This is a genomic window from Pseudomonas kermanshahensis (genome assembly GCF_014269205.2).
Taxonomy (GTDB): domain Bacteria; phylum Pseudomonadota; class Gammaproteobacteria; order Pseudomonadales; family Pseudomonadaceae; genus Aquipseudomonas; species Aquipseudomonas kermanshahensis.
The window spans coordinates 138,945-155,374 of record NZ_JABWRY020000003.1; the positions used below are offsets into that span (position 1 = coordinate 138,945).

At 62.2% G+C, this 16,430-nt stretch carries 16 protein-coding genes and 1 tRNA gene; 8 read left to right on the top strand and 9 right to left on the bottom strand.

From position 1 onward, the window contains the following. Positions 1 to 13: 13 nt before the first annotated feature. Positions 14 to 787: an ABC transporter ATP-binding protein gene (locus tag HU764_RS26950; RefSeq protein WP_027594260.1), complete on the bottom strand. Its 774-nt coding sequence runs from the start codon at positions 785 to 787 to the stop codon at positions 14 to 16. A 617-nt stretch (positions 788 to 1,404) separates the two neighbouring features. On the opposite strand from HU764_RS26950, the gene gabP reads away from it, so the two are divergent. Then, positions 1,405 to 2,790, top strand: coding sequence for a GABA permease (gene gabP / locus HU764_RS26955; protein WP_027594261.1), 1,386 nt, complete (start codon positions 1,405 to 1,407; stop codon positions 2,788 to 2,790). Positions 2,791 to 2,996: 206 nt separating this feature from the next. Here the strand turns inward: gabP and HU764_RS26960 are convergent, their stop codons facing one another. Together HU764_RS26960 and ppk2 are read right to left on the bottom strand one after the other, a co-directional pair. After that, positions 2,997 to 3,440, bottom strand: a complete 444-nt coding sequence (locus tag HU764_RS26960) for a hypothetical protein (RefSeq protein ID WP_186703145.1) — start codon at positions 3,438 to 3,440, stop codon at positions 2,997 to 2,999. Between the two features lie 117 nt (positions 3,441 to 3,557). Beyond that, positions 3,558 to 4,409, bottom strand: coding sequence for a polyphosphate kinase 2 (gene ppk2 / locus HU764_RS26965; RefSeq protein ID WP_225935782.1), 852 nt, complete (start codon positions 4,407 to 4,409; stop codon positions 3,558 to 3,560). A gap of 351 nt (positions 4,410 to 4,760) precedes the next feature. Here ppk2 and HU764_RS26970 point away from each other — a divergent pair, with 351 nt between their 5' ends. After that, on the top strand, positions 4,761 to 4,967 hold the full coding sequence (locus HU764_RS26970) for a hypothetical protein (protein WP_085273848.1): 207 nt from the start codon (positions 4,761 to 4,763) through the stop codon (positions 4,965 to 4,967). A 161-nt stretch (positions 4,968 to 5,128) separates the two neighbouring features. On the opposite strand, the gene HU764_RS26975 is transcribed toward HU764_RS26970, so the two are convergent. The 4 genes from HU764_RS26975 to HU764_RS26990 form a co-directional block, all read right to left on the bottom strand. Beyond that, positions 5,129 to 5,204: transfer RNA gene (locus HU764_RS26975), tRNA-Phe, on the bottom strand. A 90-nt stretch (positions 5,205 to 5,294) separates the two neighbouring features. Further along, entirely contained in the window at positions 5,295 to 5,567 is a 273-nt protein-coding gene (locus HU764_RS26980) for an oxidative damage protection protein (protein WP_027594266.1), read from the bottom strand. Beyond that, entirely contained in the window at positions 5,564 to 6,631 is a 1,068-nt protein-coding gene (gene mutY / locus HU764_RS26985) for an A/G-specific adenine glycosylase (RefSeq protein ID WP_186703147.1), read from the bottom strand. The genes HU764_RS26980 and mutY overlap by 4 nt, the downstream gene beginning before the upstream one ends. Then, a complete protein-coding gene (locus tag HU764_RS26990; RefSeq protein WP_186703148.1) occupies positions 6,628 to 8,877 on the bottom strand; it encodes an AsmA family protein in 2,250 nt (749 codons plus the stop codon). The genes mutY and HU764_RS26990 overlap by 4 nt, the downstream gene beginning before the upstream one ends. Positions 8,878 to 9,284: 407 nt before the next feature. On the opposite strand from HU764_RS26990, the gene HU764_RS26995 reads away from it, so the two are divergent. The 6 genes from HU764_RS26995 (at position 9,285) to hisF (ending at position 14,227) form a co-directional block, all read left to right on the top strand. Continuing rightward, entirely contained in the window at positions 9,285 to 10,946 is a 1,662-nt protein-coding gene (locus tag HU764_RS26995) for an OFA family MFS transporter (RefSeq protein ID WP_186703149.1), read from the top strand. A 241-nt stretch (positions 10,947 to 11,187) separates the two neighbouring features. Further along, positions 11,188 to 11,781, top strand: coding sequence for an imidazoleglycerol-phosphate dehydratase HisB (hisB, locus tag HU764_RS27000; RefSeq protein WP_027594270.1), 594 nt, complete (start codon positions 11,188 to 11,190; stop codon positions 11,779 to 11,781). Continuing rightward, complete coding sequence (hisH, locus tag HU764_RS27005; RefSeq protein ID WP_027594271.1) at positions 11,782 to 12,420, top strand: imidazole glycerol phosphate synthase subunit HisH; 639 nt, start codon at positions 11,782 to 11,784, stop codon at positions 12,418 to 12,420. It begins immediately after the preceding gene. Then, a complete protein-coding gene (locus HU764_RS27010; protein WP_027594272.1) occupies positions 12,421 to 12,681 on the top strand; it encodes a DUF2164 domain-containing protein in 261 nt (86 codons plus the stop codon). Positions 12,682 to 12,708: 27 nt separating this feature from the next. Further along, positions 12,709 to 13,446, top strand: a complete 738-nt coding sequence (gene hisA, locus HU764_RS27015; RefSeq protein ID WP_027594273.1) for a 1-(5-phosphoribosyl)-5-[(5-phosphoribosylamino)methylideneamino]imidazole-4-carboxamide isomerase — start codon at positions 12,709 to 12,711, stop codon at positions 13,444 to 13,446. Positions 13,447 to 13,456: 10 nt separating this feature from the next. After that, positions 13,457 to 14,227, top strand: a complete 771-nt coding sequence (hisF, locus tag HU764_RS27020; protein WP_027594274.1) for an imidazole glycerol phosphate synthase subunit HisF — start codon at positions 13,457 to 13,459, stop codon at positions 14,225 to 14,227. Between the two features lie 102 nt (positions 14,228 to 14,329). Here the strand turns inward: hisF and choV are convergent, their stop codons facing one another. Together choV and choW are read right to left on the bottom strand one after the other, a co-directional pair. Continuing rightward, positions 14,330 to 15,508 carry a choline ABC transporter ATP-binding protein gene (choV, locus tag HU764_RS27025; protein WP_027594275.1) on the bottom strand — a complete coding sequence of 393 codons (1,179 nt, stop codon included), beginning with the start codon at positions 15,506 to 15,508 and terminating at the stop codon, positions 14,330 to 14,332. Next, entirely contained in the window at positions 15,505 to 16,353 is an 849-nt protein-coding gene (choW, locus tag HU764_RS27030; protein WP_172960399.1) for a choline ABC transporter permease subunit, read from the bottom strand. The genes choV and choW overlap by 4 nt, the downstream gene beginning before the upstream one ends. Positions 16,354 to 16,430 lie beyond the last annotated feature (77 nt).

Sequence of the window (16,430 nt, forward strand, 5' to 3'; positions counted from 1 at the left end):
TCGTGTTGCTCCGTTAGCGGTGGCTGGACATGAATTGCTTGCAACGCGCCGAGGTCGGGTTCTCGAAGACCTGCTGCGGCGATCCTTGCTCTTCAACCAGGCCCTGGTGCAGGAAGACGACTTCACTGGACACATGGCGGGCAAAGTTCATCTCGTGCGTGACCAGCAGCATGGTACGGCCTTCTTCGGCCAATGCGCGGATAACGTTTAGCACTTCCTGGACCATTTCCGGATCGAGCGCCGAAGTTGGCTCGTCGAACAGGATGACCTTGGGCTTCATGGCCAGGGTACGGGCAATGGCGGCACGTTGTTGCTGGCCACCGGAAAGTTGCGCGGGGTAGCTGTGGCGCTTGTCGAAAATGCCGACCTTGTTCAGCAAGGCTTCTGCGGCTTCGATGGCTTCGGCCTTGCTTTGGCCGAGCACGCGGCGCGGTGCCTCGATGATGTTGTCGAGGATCGACATGTGCGGCCACAGGTTGAAGTTCTGGAAGACAAAGCCGATCTCGCTGCGCAGGCGGTTGATCTGGCGGTTGTCGGCAGCGATCAGGTCGCCGTTTTTGGCGGCCTTGAGCTTGAGTGATTCACCGGCCACCAGGATTTCGCCCTGGTGCGGGTTTTCGAGCAGGTTGATGCAGCGCAGCAAGGTGGACTTGCCGGAACCGGACGACCCCAGGATGGAGATCACGTCACCGTCGCGTGCGGTCAGCGAAATGCCCTTGAGAATTTCCTGCTCGCCGTAGCGTTTGTGCAGATTGCGGATTTCCAGCGCGGGCGTGGCCTGAGCCATGTGCGGTCCTCATGTGTTCGGGTGCGTTCCCAGCTGTTGGCGGCCTTCCTGGCGTGCGCCAAGCTAGCATAGCGGCATTATGGCGGCCAACAGGGTCGCTAGGGGCTCGGGTCGCTGTCGGGGCAGATTGTCGCATCGCTGCAGTGCAACGTCGCGAGGATGACCGCGAAGGTCTAGCCCAACACCAGAGCCTTGATGAAAAAAGGCGCGATGGTGCCAGCTTTGGCCCGCGCTTGGAAGCGGTTTTGGACCATTCGCGGGTAATCCCCCTCTAGGCCATTGCTGACGCTTGCCAGGCAGGGTTGTACCTGCCGGTTGTACTTTTCTGCATTGCAGCGGTGCATAGGTGTTACCTGGGAGCACCTTTGGTGCATTTGTAAGTGGGTATTTCAGTAATCCGGACCTTGCACGGCGATTTGGCGGCCTTTCGGTCAAGGCATGGCCGAAAGCCCTGCAAGCCGCGTCCTTTACGGTTGCCAGATTTTTCTGACGAATGCATTCAGCCGATGGCTCACTTATTGCCAGTAGGAAACCGCCGATTGCAGCGACGCCTAACTAACCCCAGGCGCGCTTCGTTCCCGTAGTCGGAGTGGTCCACTCCTTACAAAGGTAGTTTTATGAGCGGTAACAATTCCAATGACCTCGCTCAGGGGCTCAAATCGCGGCATGTCACCATGCTGTCCATCGCTGGCGTGATTGGCGCCGGTCTGTTCGTTGGCTCCGGCCACGCCATCGCCGCCGCTGGCCCGGCCGTACTGCTGGCCTACGCCGCCGCCGGTACCTTGGTCGTACTGGTCATGCGCATGCTTGGCGAGATGGCCATTGCTTCACCTGACACCGGTTCTTTCTCTACCTATGCCGACCGCGCCATCGGGCGCTGGGCCGGCTTCACCATTGGCTGGCTGTACTGGTGGTTCTGGGTGCTGGTGATTCCGCTGGAGGCCAACGCGGCTGCGGCCATTTTGCATGCCTGGTTCCCTGCTGTAGATCTGTGGGCCTTCTCCTTGATCATCACGCTGGTGCTGACCCTGACCAACCTGTGCAGTGTGAAGAACTACGGCGAATTCGAGTTCTGGTTCGCCTTGCTCAAGGTTCTGGCGATCATTGGCTTCATCGTCGTGGGTTGCGTGGCCATGTTCGGCCTGGCGCCTGGCAGCCAGGTAAGCGGTGTCAGCCACCTGTTCGACACCCAAGGCTTCATGCCCAATGGCCTGGGCGCAGTGCTGGCAGCCATGCTGACCACCATGTTCTCGTTCATGGGTACCGAAATCGTCACCATCGCCGCTGCCGAGTCCAAAGACCCGGGCAAGCAGATCAGCCGCGCGACCAATTCGGTGATCTGGCGTATCTGCCTGTTCTACCTGGTGTCGATCTTCCTGGTCGTGGCGCTGGTGCCGTGGAACGATCCGGCCCTGGCTGAATTGGGCTCTTACCAGACGGTGCTGAGCCGCATCGGTGTGCCGAATGCCAAACTGATCGTCGACATCGTCGTGCTGGTCGCCGTCACCAGCTGCCTGAACTCGGCGCTGTACACCTCCTCGCGCATGCTGTTCTCCCTGGGCAAGCGTGGCGATGCCCCGGCCATGTCGCAACGCACCACCAAGGCAGGTACACCGCATGTGGCGGTGCTGATGTCGACTGCGGCAGCGTTTCTGTGCGTGTTCGCCAACTATGTGGCGCCGGCCCAGGTATTCGAGTTCTTGCTGGCCAGCTCCGGCGCCATTGCGCTGCTGGTGTACCTGGTGATCGCGGTGTCGCAACTGCGCATGCGCAGCCAGCGTGAAGCGCGTGGCGAGAAGATCGACTTCAAGATGTGGCTGTTCCCGGGCCTGACCTGGGCGACCATCGCCTTCATCGTTGCTGTGCTGGTGGTGATGGGGCTGCGTGAAGATCACCGCGCCGAGATCATCGCCACTGCCTTGCTGAGCATTGGTGTGGTGGCGGCCGGGCTGCTGGTGCATCGCAAGCGCGAAGCGGCTGGGCGGGTGGCGCTGGATAACTGATCTGCGCTGCTTTGAATGAAAAGGCCGCGCCCTGTGAAGGGCGCGGCCTTTTTGCATGTTACGGCCTGCTAGCGAGTTTCGCGTCTCGCTGTAGGAGCAGCCTTGTGCTGCGAAGAGGCCGGTGAAAGCAGCCAATAGTTGCGGTGCATTCACCGGCCTCTTCGCAGCACAAGGCTGCTCCTACCCTAGGGCCGGTGATGGCTTATTTAGCCGAACTGCTTCTGCTGTTGTTGTTGCTTGGCCACAACTTCCGAGGCGGCGATGTAAGCCTCCTGGAACTCGTCGCTTTCCAGCCAGGCCATGGTGGTGTCTTCGTCGGCGCCATCCAGCCAGGTGCGGTAGGCGTTGAACACCAGCACGATGTAGTCGGTGGCGTGCTCTTCCTTGTGCCCCTTGAGCACCAGGGCAAGCAGCGGGTCGACCAGGAACACCGAGATCATCGCGACCAGGCTGGTTTCCTGTGCCGCCTTCATCTTGTCGAACAGCTCCTTGTAGCTTTCCGACTCCATGGCCTTGTTGAACACTTGCTCGATGCTGGCGCTGTCGCCGGCGCTGGCCTTGACCGCCTGGCCACTGCGCACCATGCGGTTTTGCTTGGCCTTGCTGGCGGCGCGCTTGGCGCGTTTCTGTTGCTTGGTCGTGGTGGCCATGGGTGAATCCTTGGGTGTGCCTGAAAAAGTGCGCGTATTGAAGCGCAGTTAAAGACGAAACCCAAGCATTGTAGGTGTGCACACACCTGCTAGGCGCTGGCTGGCAGTCTCGGCGGTTCAGTGGCTTGACGTTGGCGCTTCATCCTCTTCGAAGTCGCGTGATGCGCGCCCCACCAGCAGCGGGTCTGGGGCGTGCGCTACGGCCAGGTCCTTGCCTGGGTAATCCAGCGAGTGCAAGAAGTGCCGGATGCAGTTGATGCGCGCGCGCTTCTTGTCATCGGACTTGATCACCGTCCAGGGTGCATCGGCGGTGTCGGTATGGAAGAACATCGCTTCTTTGGCGGCGGTGTAGTCGTCCCATTTGTCCAACGACTTGATGTCGATGGGCGACAGCTTCCAGTGCTTGAGCGGGTCGTCACGGCGTGAGATGAAGCGCCGTAGCTGCTCTTCGCGGTTCACCGAGAACCAGTACTTGAACAGCAGGATGCCGCTGTTGCACAGCATGCGTTCAAGGTCGGGTGCCTGGCGCATGAACTCCAGGTACTGCAGCGGGCTGCAGAAATCCATCACCTTCTCGACCCCGGCGCGGTTGTACCAGGAGCGGTCGAAGAAGACCATTTCGCCCGCCGTGGGCAGGTGCTGGATATAACGCTGGAAATACCACTGGCCCTTCTCCTGCTCGGAAGGCTTTTCCAGCGCCACAATCCGCGCGCCACGTGGGTTCAAGTGCTCCATGAAGCGCTTGATGGTGCCCCCTTTGCCCGCCGCGTCGCGCCCTTCGAACAGGATCACCACACGCTGGCCGGTTTCCTTCGCCCAGCTCTGCACTTTAAGCAGTTCGATCTGCAGCGCGTGCTTGGCCTTTTCGTATTCCTGGCGGTGCATGCGGGTGCGGTACGGGTAGCTGGCCGGTAGGCGTGCGCGCGTGCTGTCTTCGTTACTGCCCTTGGGCGCCCTGGCCACTTCCATGGCTGCCGGTTGCTGGCTGACCTGGGTGATGACGGGGTCGGCGACGGCTTTGATGGCGGGCTTGCGGGGGCGTGCGCGGCGGTTGGGGCTGGTTGGCGTGGCGTTCGGCGTGGCGTTCGAGGTGGATGTGAGTAGCAGGGTGGCGTCGTCGCTCATGGAGGTCCTGTCGGTTCTGATGTGCTTTTCCCATGCTAGGGGCGACAGGCCTGGCGCTTATTGATGCGGGTCAATTTACCCGGACAGGTGGGCTCGGCCCCAGCCTCAGGTGGGTGGTTTCCACCTGATACTCAAAGGGCGGGCGCAATAGCCTGATCTGCCCACGCTTAGGTGGGGCTAACAGGAGACGTTCCCATGAAGCATTACTTTCACCTGGTGTTGAGCTGTGTCAGCAACGACGGCACCGGTTACAACGATTGGCTTACCCTGGCCCTGGACGAGTACAAGATCACCGAGGCGGAGTTGGCAAAGGCGGTCGCATCCGTTGATGACGCCAGGGCGCTGCTGAGCATTTCCTATCGGGGGCAGATGACCCCCGAGGAATTCGATAGCCAGGCGTAATGGCTGATTTGTGACGAGGCCCTCTGTGCATTGCTCAGAGGGCTTTTTATTGGGCGGGGTTACAGATGGCCACTGCAAAAATCGCAGGCAACAAAAAAACCGCACTAGGCGGGTTTCTTGTTGTCGCTTCGGGTAACTTTGCAACCACCAGAAGCTGAAGGTGGTGCCCAGAGACGGAGTCGAACCGCCGACACGAGGATTTTCAATCCTCTGCTCTACCGACTGAGCTATCTGGGCGACGAGGTGAATTAAATAGATTTCCAGACCGTCCGTCAACGACTTTTTGAAAAAATTTTAAATTAATTCCGTCGCTTACGTTTTTTGGGGTCATTCAGCAGGCGGAACGTAGCCTTCGGCCTGGGCGTATTCTTCGCCGGCGAAAAACTTGTCCATCTCGGCCTGGAGGAATTTGCGGTCCTCGGCATTCATCATGTTCAGGCGCTTTTCGTTGATCAGCATGGTCTGGTGCTTCTGCCAGTCGGCCCAGGCCTTCTGCGAGATGTGATCGAAGATGTCCTGGCCCTTGGCACCTGGGTAGGGCGGGCGCTCCAGGCCTGGGAGTTCTTCTTTGTACTTGCGGCACATCACGGTGCGGGTCATCGGGTATCTCCTGCAATCAGTTCGTCGGCCGCGCGTTTGAGCAACTTCTTGACCGGGGCAGCGAGGCCCAGGCGCGGCGGGGTGGCGAGGTTATACCAGAGCCAGTCGGGCTCGGCCACGTGCTGGCCGACCGGGTCGACCTTCACCAGCCAGGGCTCGATCGCCAGCTGGAAGTGGCTGAAGGTGTGGGTCAGGCCGTCTAGTGCGCGGCTCTCTGCCAGGCGCAGGCCATGCTGGTAGGCGAGGTCGTCGAGCTGCTCGATGTGCTCAAGCTCTGGCAGGCTCCACAAACCACCCCACAGGCCGCTGGACGGTCGGCGGTACAGCAGGATCGCGCCTTCGTGGTTGGCCAGCAGTGGCATCAGCGTCCGGCGTTGCGGCAGCGCCTTGCGTGGCTTGGGCTCGGGGTAGCGGGTTTCTTCGCCGTGCAGGTGCGCTTCGCAGCCGCGTTGCAGCGGGCAGATCAGGCAGCTGGGCTTGCTGCGGGTACACAGCGTGGCGCCCATGTCCATCATTGCCTGGGTGTAGTGGTTGGCGCGGGTCTGCGGGGTGTAGCGCTCTGCGCTGGCCCACAGCTGGTTGGCCACCTTGGGCTCGCCGGGGTAGCCGGCCTGGGCGGTAAAGCGGGCCAGCACGCGCTTGACGTTGCCGTCCAGGATGGGCGCGCGGATGCCCATGCTGATGCTGGCGATGGCACCGGCGGTGGAGCGGCCAATGCCAGGCAGTTCGGTCAGTTGCTCGACACTGCGCGGAAACTCGCCGCCATGCTGCTCGACGACGATTTTCGCGGCCTTCTGCAGGTTGCGCGCGCGGGTGTAATAGCCCAGGCCCGTCCACAGGTGCAGCACTTCGTCCTCCGGCGCTTCGGCCAGGGCCTGCACGGTGGGCAGGGCCTGCATGAAGCGGTCGAAGTAATTGAGCACGGTGCTGACCTGAGTCTGCTGCAACATGATTTCCGACACCCACACCCGGTACGGGTTGATGCCCTGTTGCCAGGGCAGGTCGTGTCGGCCGTGCGCGTCATACCAGTCCAGCACGGCGCTGGAGAACTGCTCGGGGCTCATCGTTTGAACAGCCCCTTGAGCGCGTCTTTGAGTTCAGGGCTCACTTTGTCTCCGAGTTTTTCGTCGAGTTTTTCATCAATCTTGTCTTTCAGGCGGTTGCCGGCCAGTTTCGCGGCGACCTTGCCCAGGCCGTCCTGGTCCAGGCGGCAGGCCTTGGCGCCAAGCTCCAGCGGGCCGCGGCAGCGCAGCGGCACTTCAACGCCGACATAGCGCTCGTTGACCTGGCAGGCCGGGTCCGGCATGGCGCGTTGGTCGCCTTCGACGACCACGCCGACGTTGTAGTCCATGCCCAACACGCGCAGGTCGAGGTCGCCGTGGCCGTTGACGGTCAGGCCTGGGATGCGGGCCTTGAGGTCTGGGTTGCTGGCCACGCCATTGCGCACCACCAGGCTGCCACGCAGTTCCTCGAAGGGCGTGTCCTTGCCGCGCGGTTCGCCGCTGAGCGTTTTACGGTTCAGGGTGGCGATGGCCTGGCACAGTTGCTGTTCAAGGTTGGCATTGACCAGCACGCCATCGTTGATGGTGAAGTTGGCGCTGCCATTGAGGGTGTCGACCAATGCCTTCTGGCTGTTGCCGGTCGCGGTCAGGTCGCTGGTCAGGGTCAACAGGCCCTTGACCGGTGGCGTTTGCTCTTTGCCCTCGGCCTTGATGAAGTGTTCCACCGGTACCCGGTTGATCTTGGTATTGACGCCAAGCTGCGGCACGGCAGGGCGCACATCGACGGTGCCCTTGGCCTCGAAGCTGCCATTGTAGAGGCCGCCGCGCAGGGTCTGCAGGGTCACCAGGCCGCCTTGGCCAGTGGCCTTGAGCTGGGCATCCTGAATGGGCAGTTTGTCCAGGGTCAGTGCGCCGAACGTCAGGTCGGCCTGCAGGTCGAGGGCGCGCAGGCGGTCTACCGGCAGCAGCTTGTCGTCGCTCCAGGCGACCTGGGTCGGGGCGTTGGGCAGCGGGGAGCTGCTGGCACCGGCCACGGCGCTGGCTTCCTGTTGGTTGACCTCGGCCTGGCGGGCGGCGGTGGCGCCTTTGGCTTGTTCGCTCTTGGCGGGCAGGTAGCGGTCGGCGTCGAAGGTGTCGGCCTTCAGTTGCACGCGCAGGGCCTGTTTGGCGAAATCTTCGACAGCCACGCGGCCGGTGAAGGTGCTGTCGTCCAGCTTCACGGCCAGGTCTGCCAGGGCCAGGCTGTTCGACGTGCCTTGCAGGCGGGTGACCAGTTCCAGCTTGGTGAACGCGGCCGGGTCGTTCGTGGCGGGCAGCGGGCGGCCGATGCCGTCGAGGAAGGTGCGCAGGTCGAACTGGGCGATCGACAGGCCGCCGCTGAGTTGCGGTGCCTTGTCCAGGTCGCGCAGGTTCAGTTCACCCAGTGCTCGCAGCTGGTTGGCCGATATTTTCAGGCCGTTCCACGAGGCGACATTGGCTGCCAGGTCGACCAGCAGTTGGCCTTGTGCGGCGAAGGTCACGGTCTTGCCGGCAAACGGCTCGCCCGAGGTTTCGCCCGACAGGCGCATGTCTTCGAAGTTGTAGCGCTTGAGCTTGCGGTCAAAGCGCAGTTCGCCGGCAAGCTCGGTGCGGGCCTTGATGCTCGGTTGGGTGGCACTGAGGAAGGCACTTGCCTTAAGCGCAATGTTCGCGCCTTCGTGGACCGGGCCGGTGCTCAGCTGGATGCTTTCGGCGCTGTAGCTCTGGCCGTTTTTGGCATCGGTGTACTGCACGCGGGCGTTGTTCACGGTCAGGCTGTCGATGTCGAGTTTGACCGCACGCTCGCTGCCGCTGTCGGCTTGCGCTGGGGCCTGTTCGGCAGGTGCCTGGGCCGGTGTATCGGTTGGGGCGCCGTTAGGGGCGGGCAATGGCTTGCCGATGTCTTCCCAGTTGCCATGGCCATTTTCGTCGCGGGCCAGGGTCAGGTTCAGGCCTTCGACGCGCACATCGCTCATCTGCACTTCGCGGCGCAGCAGCGGCAGTACGCGTACCGACAGGCCGAGCATCTTCAGGTCGGCGAATGGCTCGCTGGGTTTGCTCAAGGTCGCGATGCTCGCGTCATGCAGCTCCAGGCCCAACCACGGGAACAGGCTCCAGCCGATGTCACCGTTGAGGGTCAGCTCGACATGAGCCTTGTCGCGCGCCAGCTGGCGAATCTCGTCTTTGTAGTCGTTGGGATCAAAGAGGTGGGTCAGGGCGAAGCCCAGCGCCACGATGATCAGCAGCAACCCGAGAAGCCCCAGTCCCAGGATTTTGCCGAACGCTTTCATGGGCGAGTCCTTGTAGTCCGATTTGAATTTCAGCGGCAGAGTATAGCGCCGCAGTGCTTATCCCTGCGTATCCGGCAAGAGATACAGGGCATTTCCCTACGAATGGATCAGATGTTGCGGCTTTCGACAGCCGCAGTTCTCGCAGTTCCTTTTGTGTTGCCTGTACCGGCCTCTTCGCGGGGCAAGCCCGCTCCCCCAGGGTTCATCCGATCATGTGGGAGCGGGCTTGCCCCGCGAAGAGGCCGGTACAGGCGAACCGAAATACCGTTTCAGCTACGGAAAAATCCACGATATCAGATTGCTTTCATCCCACCGGGTGCTGGTAACCTTGCGCCGCTTTCGGTGTGCCCGCGACCCATTGTCGCGGTGCGTCGCCCAGTAAAGGCCATACAAAAAGGATCAAACCCATGAGCAGTAACGTCACGGCGGGCACCTTGGCCGGTGCGCCGAGCTTCCTGTCGAAGGAGCGCATCATCGCCCGTCCGGGCTTCAACCGTTGGCTGGTGCCACCGGCCGCCTTGGCTATCCACCTGTGTATCGGCATGGCCTACGGCTTCTCGGTGTTCTGGCTGCCCTTGTCGCAAGCCATCGGCATCACCGCGCCGGTGGCCTGCTCGGCGGACATGGGGTTCATCGCCCGCCTGTTCAGTGCCGAGTGCGACTGGCCGATTTCGATGCTGAGCTGGATCTACACCTTGTTCTTCGTGTTCCTCGGCTGCTCGGCCGCGGTGCTTGGCGGCTGGCTGGAACACGCTGGGCCGCGCAAGGCCGGGCTGGTGTCGGCGCTGTGCTGGTGCGGCGGCATGCTGATCTCGGCGATTGGGGTAAAGACCCATCAGCTGTGGCTGATGTGGCTGGGCTCTGGTGTGATCGGCGGCATTGGCCTGGGCCTGGGCTACATTTCGCCGGTCTCGACGCTGATCAAGTGGTTCCCGGACAAACGCGGCATGGCTACCGGCATGGCGATCATGGGTTTTGGCGGTGGCGCGATGGTCGGCGCCCCCCTGGCGACCGCGCTGATGGGCCACTTTGGCAGCGCAGAAGACGTCGGGGTATGGCAGAGCTTCGTGGTGATGGCGGCGATCTACTTCGTGTTCATGACGGCCGGCGCCCTGGGTTACCGCGTGCCACCGACCGGCTGGAAGCCTGAGGGCTGGACCGCCCCGGCGAAAAAGGCCGGCAATGGCATGGTCACCGACCGCCATGTGCACGTCAGCGTGGCCTGGAAAACCCCACAGTTCGCCCTGGTGTGGCTGGTGCTGTGCCTGAACGTCTCGGCCGGCATCGGTATTCTGGGCATGGCGTCGCCGCTGTTGCAGGAAGTGTTCGCCGGTAAGTTGCTGGGCAACGAGCTGAGCTTCAGCGAACTGAACGCCACCCAGCTGGCGCAAATTGCCGCCATCGCAGCGGGCTTCACTGGCTTGCTGAGCCTGTTCAACATTGGCGGGCGCTTCTTCTGGGCGTCGTTCTCTGACTACATTGGCCGCAAGAACACCTACTTCGCCTTCTTCGCCTTGGGCGTGGGCCTCTACAGCCTGGTGCCGAACATGGGTCATCTGGGCAACGTGGCGCTGTTCGTGGCGGCGTTCTGCATCATCCTGTCGATGTACGGTGGCGGCTTTGCCACAGTGCCGGCGTACCTGGCCGACCTGTTCGGCACGCAGATGGTCGGTGCGATTCATGGGCGCCTGCTGACGGCCTGGGCGGCGGCGGGCGTGCTGGGGCCGGTGCTGATCACCTACCTGCGCGAGTCTCAGCTGGCGGCGGGCGTTGAGCGCGCGGCGGCGTATGACATGACCCTGTATATCCTCGCGGGCCTGCTGGTGCTGGGCTTTATCTGCAACATGCTGATTCGCCCGGTGGCCGACAAGCACTTCATGAGCGACCAGCAACTGGCCGCCGAGCGTGCGCTGAGCCATGACAAGGGTGCCGATGGCGCGCGGTCGCTGGAGTGGCATGCCGCGCCGGGCAGCTTGCCGTTAGTGCTGATCGCCTGGACTGCGGTGGTTGTGCCGCTGGCTTGGGGGGTGTGGATTACGTTGCAGAAGACGGCTGTACTGTTCCATTGAAGGTAAGGGGGGCGCTGTGCGCCCCTTTCGCGGCGCAAGGCCGCTCCTACAAGGGCGTGGTTGGGTGCAAGAGCCGGCGAAAGGGCTGCAACGCAGCCACAGATTCACAGCTTGTATAGACCTGTAACGGCATCCACCCCCCGTCATTGCTTGCTTTGCCATATGTCATCCGCGTTTCAAGCTGGCGCGATCTGGGCCTATAATGGAGCCCTTTTCGCCCAATGATTTTGCGGAGCTGGTGATGGTCGAACGTAAGGCTTCCGTCGAGCGCAATACCCTGGAAACCCAGGTCAAGTGCTCGATCAACCTAGATGGCAGCGGCAAGGCCCGATTTGATATCGGTGTGCCTTTCCTTGAACACATGCTCGACCAGATCGCCCGACATGGGCTGATCGATCTGGACATCGAGTGCAAGGGTGACCTGCACATCGACGATCACCATACCGTCGAAGACGTCGGTATCACCCTGGGCCAGGCATTCGCCCAGGCGATCGGCGATAAAAAAGGCATCTTCCGCTACGGCCATGCCTATGTGCCGCTGGACGAAGCGCTGTCGCGCGTGGTCATCGACTTCTCTGGCCGCCCAGGCCTGCAGATGCACGTGCCGTACACCCGCGCCACGGTCGGTGGCTTCGATGTCGACCTGTTCCAGGAGTTCTTCCAGGGCTTCGTCAACCACGCCCTGGTGAGCCTGCACATCGACAACCTGCGTGGCCACAACACCCACCACCAGATCGAAACCGTGTTCAAGGCGTTCGGCCGCGCGCTGCGCATGGCCATTACCTTGGACGAGCGCATGGCTGGGCAGATGCCTTCCACCAAGGGATGCCTGTAAATGCAGACGGTAGCCGTAATCGACTATGGCATGGGCAACCTGCACTCGGTGGCCAAGGCGCTCGAGCATGTCGGCGCCGGCAAGGTACTGGTCACCAGCGACGCCGCGGTGATCCGCGAGGCTGACCGCGTGGTGTTCCCAGGCGTGGGCGCGATTCGCGACTGCATGGCCGAAATCCGTCGCCTGGGCTTCGACAGCCTGGTGCGTGAAGTCAGCCAGGACCGCCCGTTCCTCGGCATCTGTGTCGGCATGCAAGCGCTGCTCGAACACAGTGAAGAGAACAACGGCGTCGACTGCATCGGCCTGTTCCCAGGCCAGGTGAAGTTTTTCGGCAAGGGCCTGCAAGAGGATGGCGAGCACCTGAAGGTGCCGCACATGGGCTGGAACGAAGTCAGCCAGGCCAACCACCATCCCCTATGGCACGACATCCCTGACCGCGCACGTTTCTATTTCGTACACAGCTACTACATCAATGCCGGCAAGCCGAGCCAGGTGGTTGGTCGCGGCCACTATGGCGTCGACTTCGCCGCCGCGCTGGCCGACGGCTCGCGCTTTGCCGTGCAGTTCCACCCCGAAAAGAGCCACACCCATGGCCTGCAGTTGCTGCAGAACTTCGTCGCCTGGGACGGGCGCTGGTAAATGAGCCGATCGAAGACCAAGGCCCCGATCATCACCCTGGCCCCCGAGCAGGAGCGCGAGGCGCTCGATACGCTCAAGCGTTTTCTCGAAGACCGTTTCGAGTTGCAGCTGGGGTCGTTTGAAGTGGCCGAGGTCCTCGACCTGTTCAGCAAAGAGATTGCACCCCATTACTACAACAGGGCGATTGCCGATGTTCAGCTGCACCTCAAGGAGCGGTTCGAGAGCATCGAGAGCGACCTGTGGGCACTCGAGAAGCCCTGAAACCCAACAAATATACAGGTTCCCAAGATGCTGATTATCCCCGCTATCGATCTGAAGGACGGTGCCTGCGTGCGCCTGCGCCAGGGCCGCATGGAAGACTCCACGGTATTTTCCGATGACCCGGTGAGCATGGCCGCCAAATGGGTCGAGGGTGGCTGCCGCCGCCTGCACCTGGTCGACCTCAACGGCGCCTTCGAAGGCCAGCCGGTCAACGGCGAAGTGGTCACCGCCATCGCCAAGCGTTACCCGACTCTGCCGATCCAGATCGGCGGCGGCATTCGCTCGCTGGAAACCATCGAGCACTACGTCAAGGCGGGCGTCAGCTACGTCATCATCGGCACCAAGGCGGTCAAGCAGCCAGCGTTCGTCGCGGAGGCCTGCAAGGCCTTCCCGGGCAAGGTCATCGTTGGCCTGGACGCCAAGGACGGCTTCGTCGCCACCGACGGCTGGGCTGAAGTCAGCACTGTTCAGGTCATCGACCTGGCCAAGCGCTTCGAGGCCGATGGCGTCTCGGCGATCGTCTACACCGACATCGCCAAAGACGGCATGATGCAGGGCTGCAACGTGCCCTTCACCAAAGCCCTGGCCGAAGCCACGCGCATTCCGGTGATCGCATCGGGTGGCATTCACAACCTGGGCGACATCAAGGCCCTGCTGGACGCCAAGGCCCCTGGCATCATCGGCGCCATCACTGGCCGTGCCATCTACGAAGGCACCCTCGATGTCGCCGAGGCCCAGGCCTTCTGCGACAACTACCAAGGCTGAGGACTGAACCATGGCACTGGCCAAGCGCATCATCCCTTGCCTGGACGTGGACAACGGCCGGGTGGTCAAGGGCGTCAAGTTCGAGAACATCCGTGATGCCGGCGACCCGGTAGAAATTGCCCGTCGCTACAACGAGCAGGGTGCCGACGAAATCACCTTCCTCGACATCACCGCCAGCGTCGATGGCCGCGACACCACGCTGCATACCGTCGAGCGCATGGCCAGCCAAGTGTTCATCCCGCTGACTGTGGGCGGTGGCGTGCGCACCGTGCAGGACATCCGCAACCTGCTCAATGCCGGTGCCGACAAGGTCTCGATCAACACGGCTGCGGTGTTCAACCCAGAGTTCGTGGGCGAGGCGGCGGACCGTTTTGGTTCGCAGTGCATCGTCGTTGCCATCGATGCCAAGAAGGTCTCCGCGCCGGGTGAAACGCCGCGCTGGGAGATTTTCACCCATGGCGGGCGCAAGCCGACCGGGTTGGATGCGGTGGAGTGGGCGAAGAAGATGGAAGGCCTGGGTGCCGGTGAGATCCTGCTGACCAGCATGGACCAGGACGGCATGAAGAACGGCTTTGACCTGGGTGTTACCCGGGCCATCAGCGATGCGCTGGGGATTCCGGTGATTGCGTCGGGTGGGGTGGGTAACCTGCAGCACCTGGCGGACGGGATTCTGGAAGGGCATGCCAGCGCGGTGTTGGCGGCCAGTATCTTCCACTTTGGCGAGTACACCGTTCCGGAAGCCAAGGCCTACATGGCTTCGCGCGGGATCGTCGTTCGCTGAGCCATTGATTGGGGCTGCTTTGCAGCCCATTCGCGGGGCAAGCCCGCTCCCACAAGGAGCAGCCTTGTGCTGCGAATGGGCCGCAACGCGGCCCCAATGGCATCACCCGTGGTTCTTGCCCAGCAACGCGTGGTAAAGCTCGGTATCCCCAAGAATCCCTACCACCTTGTCGTTATCCTGCAGCACCAGCTTGTTGCCCGTCTGATAACGAATCTGCAGCGCCTCACGCATACCGATATCGGCGTGCACCACCGTCGGCCTGCGCTCCAGCAACTCTACATTCTGCCCTGGCGCCCAATTCTGCATATCCAGGCCGTTCTGGCCTTGGCGTGCGCGCTTGAGCGAGCCGCCTTCGCCAATGTCCAGCCATGAGTCGATACCCGGGTCCAGGCACACCGACCCATTGACCCGTTTGCAGTTGTCCAGGCTGCGCATCAGGCTGCGGCCGCACAGCACGTTCAGCGGGTTGGTGTGGGCAACGAAGGTGCGCACATAGTCGTCCGCCGGGTTCAGTACGATCTCTTCGGGCTTGCTGTACTGGATGATCCGGCCGTCCTTCATGATTGCAATGCGGCTGCCCAGCTTCAACGCTTCGTCCAAGTCGTGGCTGACGAACACGATGGTCTTGCTCAGCTTGCGCTGCAGCTCCAGCAGTTCGTCCTGCAGGCCCTGGCGGATCAGCGGGTCGAGTGCCGAGAACGGTTCGTCCATCAGCAGAATGTCGGCATCCATCGCCAGCGCCCGGGCCAGGCCCACCCGCTGCTGCATACCCCCGGACAGCTCGTCGGGCTTCTTGTTGCGCCACTGAGTCAGGCCAACCAGTTCAAGCTTCTCGTCCACCAGCTTGCGCCGCTCTTTCTCTGGGCGGCCCTGCATTTCCAGGCCAAAGCTGATGTTCTCGCGCACCGTCAGCCAGGGCATCAGGGCGAACTTCTGGAACACCATGGCGATGCGCTTGGTGCGCATCATCTTCAGCTCGGCCGGGGTGCAGTGGGCGATGTCGATGTGCTTGCCTTCATGCTCGACGAACAGCTTGCCGCGGCTGACCGTGTTCAGGCCGTTGATGCAGCGCAGCAGGCTCGACTTGCCCGAGCCGGACAGGCCCATGAGCACGCAAATTTCGCCTTTCTCGATATCCAGGTTGGCTTTTTCGACACCCACCACCAGGCCGGTCTGCTTGAGGATCTGCTCGCGGGTTTTGCCCTGGTCGAGCAGCGACAGCGCCTCGCGCGGTTTGTTGGAGAAGATGACGTCGACGTCTTCGAACCGAATGATGCTCATGCTTCACCCCTTACCGTGACTTCCGGTTGCTTGCAGATACGGTCGAGCATGATCGCCAGCAGCACGATCGCCAGGCCCGCTTCGAAGCCCAGGGAGATATCGGCGGTGTTCAGTGCGTTGACCACAGGTTTGCCAAGGCCGTCGGCGCCCACCAGGGCCGCGATGACTACCATCGACAGCGACAGCATGATGCATTGGGTGACACCGGCCGCGATGCTCGGCATCGCGTGGGGCAGTTCGATGCGGGTCAGCAGCTGACGGCGCGAGCAGCCAAAGGCCTTGCCGGCGTCGAGCAGCTCTTGTGGCACATCGCAAATGCCCAGGTAGGTGAGGCGGATCGGCGCGGCGATGGCGAACACCACCGTCGAGATCAGCCCCGGGACCACGCCCAGGCCGAACAGGGTCAGGGTCGGGATCAGGTAAACGAAGGTGGGTACCGTCTGCATCAGGTCGAGTACCGGGCGCATGGCGGTATAGAACATCGGTTTATGCGCGGCGACGATGCCCAGCGGCACGCCAATGGCCACGCAGACCACGGTGGCGAAGGTCACCTGCGCCAGGGTTTCCATGGTTTCCTGCCAGTAACCCAGGTTGAAGATAAGCAGGAACGACAGCGCAACGAACGCCGTCAGCCCCCACTTGCGCTGGATAACGTGCGCCAGGGCGGCGAACAGGGCGATGAGGACGAACGGGTTGAACCAGGTCAGGGTACTGGTGACGCCATGGATCATGAACTCCAGGCCTTGCGCGATGGCGTCGAAATAATTCGCGCCGTTCTGGGTCAGCCATTCGACGAACGACGCGATGTACTGCCCCAGGGGTATTTTCTGATCGATAAGCATGATAGCGAGCTTCCACCTGCAAAGATTGAAATCAGTCCGGGGCGGGCACGGTCCCGCCCCGAGGTAGCGCTATTGCGTGG